Origin of the sequence: Rectinema subterraneum (assembly GCA_009768935.1) — a bacterium.
In the GTDB taxonomy this organism is placed as follows: domain Bacteria; phylum Spirochaetota; class Spirochaetia; order Treponematales; family Rectinemataceae; genus Rectinema; species Rectinema subterraneum.
On sequence record WESA01000035.1, the window covers coordinates 25160 to 31223 of the forward strand.

Consider the following 6064-nt stretch of genomic DNA (forward strand, 5'->3'; position numbering starts at 1 on the left):
CTGCATGCAAACCGACCGCACAGAGATACTTTTTGGCCCATTCTCGTCCTTAATGGAAATTGTCCCTTTAGACAAGGCAATCTTCATTACAAGCCGCGCTCTTAGGCAAAGAGCCGAGGCTCTGCTTGCAAGCAGCAATGCGACACACGCTGCTGCTTCGCTTAAGGACATGCCCCACGCAGCCCAGAAGGAGAGCGGCTTGCGCTGGATTGAAGTGCCTGATGGAGAGCCATGCAAGACCTTTCCTGTTCTTGAGTCGGTATACCATGCGCTTCTTAATCTCGACGCAAACCGCGATACAGTGTTGGTTGCGATTGGCGGCGGGTCGGTGAGCGATCTGGCAGGTTTCGTCGCGCACACATGGATGCGGGGTATACGGCTTGTGCTGGCTCCTACGACTCTTCTTGCAATGATCGATGCATCGATCGGCGGAAAGAACGCGATCGATGTGGGCTACGCGAAAAATATCGTAGGCAGTTTTCACATGCCTTCGCATATTCTCTGCGATGTTGCCTGGCTCCACAGTCTTTCGCCGCAAGACCTCGCTTCGGGCATGGCCGAGGCAATAAAGCATGCGCTGCTCGACAGCGAAGATCATGTAGAATTTCTGGAAAGGATTGCCATGTCAGGGAAAGCTCTGCCGGAACTGGAAGCTGGTGCATTCAAAGAACTGGTACAGCGTTCTCAGCAGGTCAAGCTTCGATATGTCCAGGCGGATTTTCTCGATGCACATGCGCGGCATGTTCTCAACTACGGGCATACCTTCGGACACGCAATCGAGCTTCTTACAGGATTGCCACATGGTTTTGCCGTTTCAGCTGGCATGACAGCAGCGAATCGTTTTGCCGTGCAGCGCGGAGCGCTCTCTTTGGCCGCAGCCGAACGAATCGAACGCCTACTTGCACGCTTTGGTCTTCCGACAAGTATGCAAGCCGCATTCAATCTGGCGGACCGGCCAATAGACAAAAAAGCGCTGTTCGAGCTCATGCGTGCAGACAAAAAGCGCCGTAGCGATATTGTTGATTTTGTTATGCCGCATGCGATCGGCGATCTGCGTATCGAAGAAGTTACTTTGCCCCAACTCGAGGCAGCTCTGGAATGGCTTACCAAATCCGCCTCAGAGGACAGCACAACAAGGAGTGCTCTATGAATACTGGCGGCACTATATTTCGTGTTTCGCTCTATGGGGAATCGCATGGGCCAGCAGTTGGCGTAATTATCGACGGCTGCCCTGCGGGGATTTCTTTGTCTGAAAATGATTTTGCTGCCGACCTTGGGCGCAGGAAATCAGGAGCCGAAGGAACAACCCCACGCGTTGAGTCGGACGCACCCTTGCTGCTGTCCGGCGTATTTCGAGGGCGAACAACAGGCGCACCCATCCATATCGAATTTCGCAACGAAAACACGCAATCCGAAGATTATGCGGATTTTATGCATATCCCGCGCCCGGGCCACGCCGATTACAGCGCAATGATGAAATATGCCGGCTGGCACGATCCCCGCGGTTCCGGGCATTTTTCGGGCCGCATTACTATCGGGCTCGTCGCTGCTGGCGTTATAGCGAAGAAAATCCTGGCTCACTGTGCGCCCATCTCCTTCGATACAAGAATCATCGCCGCTGGCGGCTCTGAACAGATCGCAGAAACCATTCGTGCTGCCAAAGAGGCAGGCGACTCCGTTGGCGCGCTTGTCGAAATCCGCATTGCAGGCGTCCCCGCTGGCTGGGGAGAGCCTTTTTTCGATGCTGCCGAAAGTGTGATCGCTCACTTTATTTTTGCCGTGCCGGCTGTCCGCGGCATCGAATTTGGCGATGGATTTGCTGCCGCTGCCATGAAGGGCTCCGAGCACAATGATCCCTTTATCGACCAAAACGGAAAAACTGCCCGCAATGGTGCAGGCGGCATTAATGGAGGCATCACCAATGGCAATGAGCTTGTGATCCGCGTCGCGGTCAAACCCGCTTCATCCATCGCAAAGCCGCAGCGTACCCTGGACTTTTCCCGCAATGAACCGACAGAACTGGAAATCAAAGGGCGCCATGATGCCTGTATTGCGCTTCGAAGCGCAGTTGTCCTCGAAGCCGCTGCTGCTTGTGCGCTTGCAGACCTGGCGCTTGTCGCCCGCGCACGAAAATCATGGGAATCCAATATTCCATGGAGGAAATCATGAATCTCGATGATATTCGAACCGATATCGACCGCGTCGATGCGAAAATTCTCTCTTTGTTAAACGAGCGTATGGAAAAGGCGATCCTGGCACGGCGCTTCAAAACCTCTACGCTGGACACCGCGCGCGAACAGGCAATTCTCGACAAAGTGCGCCGATCGAGCCAGTGTCTTCTCGACCCGGCTTTTTCCGTCAAAATGTATGAACAGATCATGGCAGAAAGCCGGCGCATTCAGGAAGCGGGCCTTCAGACTGTCGCTTTCCAGGGGGAGCATGGAGCATATTCGGAAGTTGCCTTGCGGGTGCTCATGCCCAATGCCGCCACCATACCCTGCCGCGAATTCTCCGATGTCTTCGAAGGTGTCGAAAAAGGCATCTATGATTACGGGATCGTCCCGGTGGAAAACACTCTTGGCGGAATTGTGGGGCCTGTCAATTCGATCCTCATCTATACAAGCCTGAAAATCGTGGCCGCTATCGACATGCCGATCCGTCACTGCCTCTTGACTTTGCCCGGAGCAGATCACAGGGAGCTGAGAACCGTCTGGTCCCACACGCAAGCGCTCGCGCAGTGCCGCAATTTCCTGTATCGCAATCATCTGGATCCGGAGCCATACTACGACACCGCAGGAGCGGCCAAAGCGCTTGCCGAAAGCCGTCCAAAAGGCATCGCCGCAGTCGCGAGTAAATTCGCCGCCGACCTCTATGGCCTCGAAATAATAAAGGAAGATGTGCAGGACACACCGCATAATCGCACGCGCTTTTTTGTAATTTCAACAAAAGAAAGCGATGCGGAAGGCGACAAATGCTCTGCAGTATTTACAGCCGGAAATAAGGCAGGCTCGCTTTTCGCCGTACTCCGCGTGTTCGCCGATGAAAAAATCAATCTCACCAGAATCGAATCCGTGCCCGATACTCCGGGGAAATATGCGATTTTCATCGACTTTGAAGGCGCGCTATTATCGGCGGCTGTGCAGAAGGCAATCAGCAAAGTCTCAGCTTTGGCGGAAGGCTTCAAAATCCTCGGCTGTTACAAGGAAATGAGGGTAGAAGAATGAGAATCGCAATCTTGGGCGCAGGACGTATGGGCGCCTGGCTCACCGAAGAACTGTGCTGGCATCATGATGTCATGGTGCACGACACTGACCTTCTGAAAATGAAGTATTTCATCAAAGTGCACCGAGCGCTTTCAATCGAGGAATTCGCGGAATTCGAGCCTGAGCTCTTTATCAACTGTGTACCTCTTGGCTATACACTCGAAGCGTTCGATAAAACCCTTCCCTATCTGCCGAAAACCTGCATTATAAGCGACATCGCGAGCGTCAAAACCGGCTTCAAGGAATACTATGAGCAATCGGGGCGCGCCTTCGTTTCCAGTCACCCCATGTTCGGTCCAACGCTTGCCAATATCCGCGATCTGCATGAAGAAAGCGCAATTATCATTTCGGAGTCAAGCAAAGAAGGCGCTGCCTTTTTTAGAAATTTCTACGCAGGCCTGAAAATCCGCATTTTCGAATACAGCTTCGAAGAACATGACAAGACCGTCGCCTATTCACTCGCAACACCTTTTGCATCGACTATGGTCTTTGCAGCCTGCATGAAAAAACAGGATGCTCCCGGGACTAACTTCAAACGGCACTTGAGCATCGCCAAAGGCCTTCTCTCAGAGGATGACCGGCTTCTTACCGAAATTATGTTCAACCCCTACACCATCCGCCAGCTCGAACTCATCAACTCGAAGCTCGCCTACCTTACCCATATCATCCGCCAGCGCGACTACGAAGAGATGAAAAAGTTCCTGGACAGCCTCAGGCGCAATATAGGAGAATGACCCCTGAAACTTGAGAAAAGATGACACATAGGAGCGCTCAATGACCGGAACGAAACAGGACGCCAAGGTTTCTCAGAAAAGTGCCATTAAAATCGGCAAAAAGGCCTTTCTCCTCTCTGCCGGAATCATTCTTGTGCTTATGCTCGTCTCCGGCATATTGACCATTGTGCTTCCTTCAGGGGAGTACCAGAGAGTCATTCAGGATGGCAAGACGCTAGTGGTCAATGGTACCTACCATGAGGTCCCAAAGCCGAACTACCCTGCCTGGAGATGGCTGACCGCTCCTGTAGAAATCCTTTTTGCTCAAGACAATGTCGCGCTTATTACGATCATCATTTTCATTTTCTGTGTCGGCGGCTCAATTTCCATCCTGGAAGGTGCAGGGATTATGGAGGAACTAGTAAAGACGCTGGTTCAGCGCTTTTCGAAAAGGAAATACCTGCTCATTGCGGTGATAATCTTTTTCTTTATGGCGATTTCGAGCTTTATCGGCGTGTACGAAGGAATGGTCCCCATGATCATCTTCATTGTGCCGCTCGCTATTTTTCTTGGCTGGGATTCGCTCACCGGCCTGGGGCTAAGCCTTTTGCCGCTCGCTTTCGGATTTGCTTCTGCCGTCACTAATCCTTTTACTATTGCAGTGGCCCAGAGGATAGCGGATTTGCCGCTCTTTTCCGGCTCATGGCTCAGAATTATATTTTTCATTATTGTATATGGAATTGTAACTACATTTATGATCCGGCATGCCAAAAAGGTCGAGCGCAACCCCGCATCCTCCCTCACCTTCAAAGAGGACGAAGCGATCCGCGCCTCGCTGGCTGCGGGCGAGGCAGAAGCGGCCCACAATACCGCTGCTCCGAATGGCGGCAAACATACCGATACCGCATCATCGCGCGCCAAAACGAAAGGGCTTATATGGTTTGCTTCCTGCGTCGGTGCTGCGATGGCAATCGTGCTCGTGACTGCGCGCATGCCGGGCCTTTCTGACCTCGCGTTCCCGGTTATGGCGCTGCTGTTCCTCATTGGCGGCATAGGCGGCGGGCTTCTGGCTAAGGTTCGGCCAGGCAACATCGGAGCGACATTTATTCGGGGAGCAGGCAATCTATTGCCAGGCATTGTGCTTATCCTCATGGCTTACAGTGTCAAACACATTATCATATCCGGCAAGATCATGGACACGATACTGCATGGAGCCGCGACGCTCATCAGCCAAGCACCTCCCCTTTCCGCAGCTTTCCTTGTCTATCTGACGACGCTGGTCATGAATTTCTTTATCGGCTCGGCGAGCGCAAAGGCTTTTCTCATGATGCCGCTGCTCACGCCATTAGCAGACCTGGTAGGGATCACCCGACAGACTGCGGTGCTCGCTTTCGATTTCGGCGACGGTTTTTCCAACATGATATTCCCGACAAACGCGCTGCTCTTGATTGCTCTTTCGTTCACTGTCGTGAGTTACCCGCGATGGATGCGCTGGACATGGAAACTGCAGGCGATAATTCTCGTCGTGACGTCGATTTTTCTTGCAATTGCCGTCGGAATTCGGTTCGGGCCTTTCTAATTGGTAGTGCTTCCAACCTTGTGCCAAGCGAACAGCGCGCACTACCAAGCATGCACCTCTCTCTTTCTCATCTTCCCTTCAGATGCGCGAGACCAGCGCATCCTTCTTTCTTCACTCCCGAAACCATTTTATGCAAGCGCATATTTCGGAATGTACTCAGCCTTTGTTTTCCCTGGCGTCTTCCAGCGCTTCTCCCAGGTCCGTCGCATCGTCTCGGAGAGCGTGCAGCGGCTCAAGAATGCCCGTATCCCACCCGTGAGCGCCTGCACAAAGTGCTGCACAAGGTGTACCGGAATCCCCGCTGCCTCAGCATGCGTACGAGGATGCGTTCCTTTGTGTGCGCGAATACGAAAGGGCTTGAGGTAGTTGTGGCCAAGGAGGTACAAGCTTAGGCGCATCATGCCGTTTGCGACATTGCGGTTGAAACAGACTGTTTCCCGGTGGTGGTGCGCGAGGTCTTTGCGCAGCTCCCGGTCGATGTAGTTGGAAGAAAAAAGGGGATTGCTGAG

The 6064-nt window shown here is 52.9% G+C and carries 6 protein-coding genes; 5 read left to right on the forward strand and 1 reads right to left on the reverse strand.

Translation table 11 applies throughout. The annotated features are described in order from the left end of the window. Positions 1–4 precede the first annotated feature (4 nt). The 5 genes from GAP13_RS09245 to GAP13_RS09265 are packed head-to-tail and all read left to right on the forward strand — an operon-like array spanning position 5 to position 5555. On the forward strand, positions 5–1150 hold the full coding sequence (locus GAP13_RS09245) for a 3-dehydroquinate synthase (RefSeq protein WP_158908044.1): 1146 nt from the start codon (positions 5–7) through the stop codon (positions 1148–1150). Continuing rightward, entirely contained in the window at positions 1147–2169 is a 1023-nt protein-coding gene (locus GAP13_RS09250; RefSeq protein ID WP_158908045.1) for a chorismate synthase, read from the forward strand. Before GAP13_RS09245 ends, GAP13_RS09250 begins: the two co-directional genes overlap by 4 nt. Next, positions 2166–3224 (forward strand): bifunctional chorismate mutase/prephenate dehydratase, encoded by a 1059-nt coding sequence (locus GAP13_RS09255; protein ID WP_158908046.1) that lies wholly within the window; start codon positions 2166–2168, stop codon positions 3222–3224. The genes GAP13_RS09250 and GAP13_RS09255 overlap by 4 nt, the downstream gene beginning before the upstream one ends. Further along, on the forward strand, positions 3221–3997 hold the full coding sequence (locus tag GAP13_RS09260) for a prephenate dehydrogenase/arogenate dehydrogenase family protein (protein WP_158908047.1): 777 nt from the start codon (positions 3221–3223) through the stop codon (positions 3995–3997). The genes GAP13_RS09255 and GAP13_RS09260 overlap by 4 nt, the downstream gene beginning before the upstream one ends. A gap of 40 nt (positions 3998–4037) precedes the next feature. Further along, entirely contained in the window at positions 4038–5555 is a 1518-nt protein-coding gene (locus GAP13_RS09265) for a YfcC family protein (protein ID WP_158908048.1), read from the forward strand. 128 nt (positions 5556–5683) lie between these two features. Here GAP13_RS09265 and GAP13_RS09270 read toward each other — a convergent pair. After that, the coding region (locus GAP13_RS09270; RefSeq protein ID WP_158908049.1) for a hypothetical protein at positions 5684–6064 on the reverse strand (381 nt) is incomplete at its 5' end.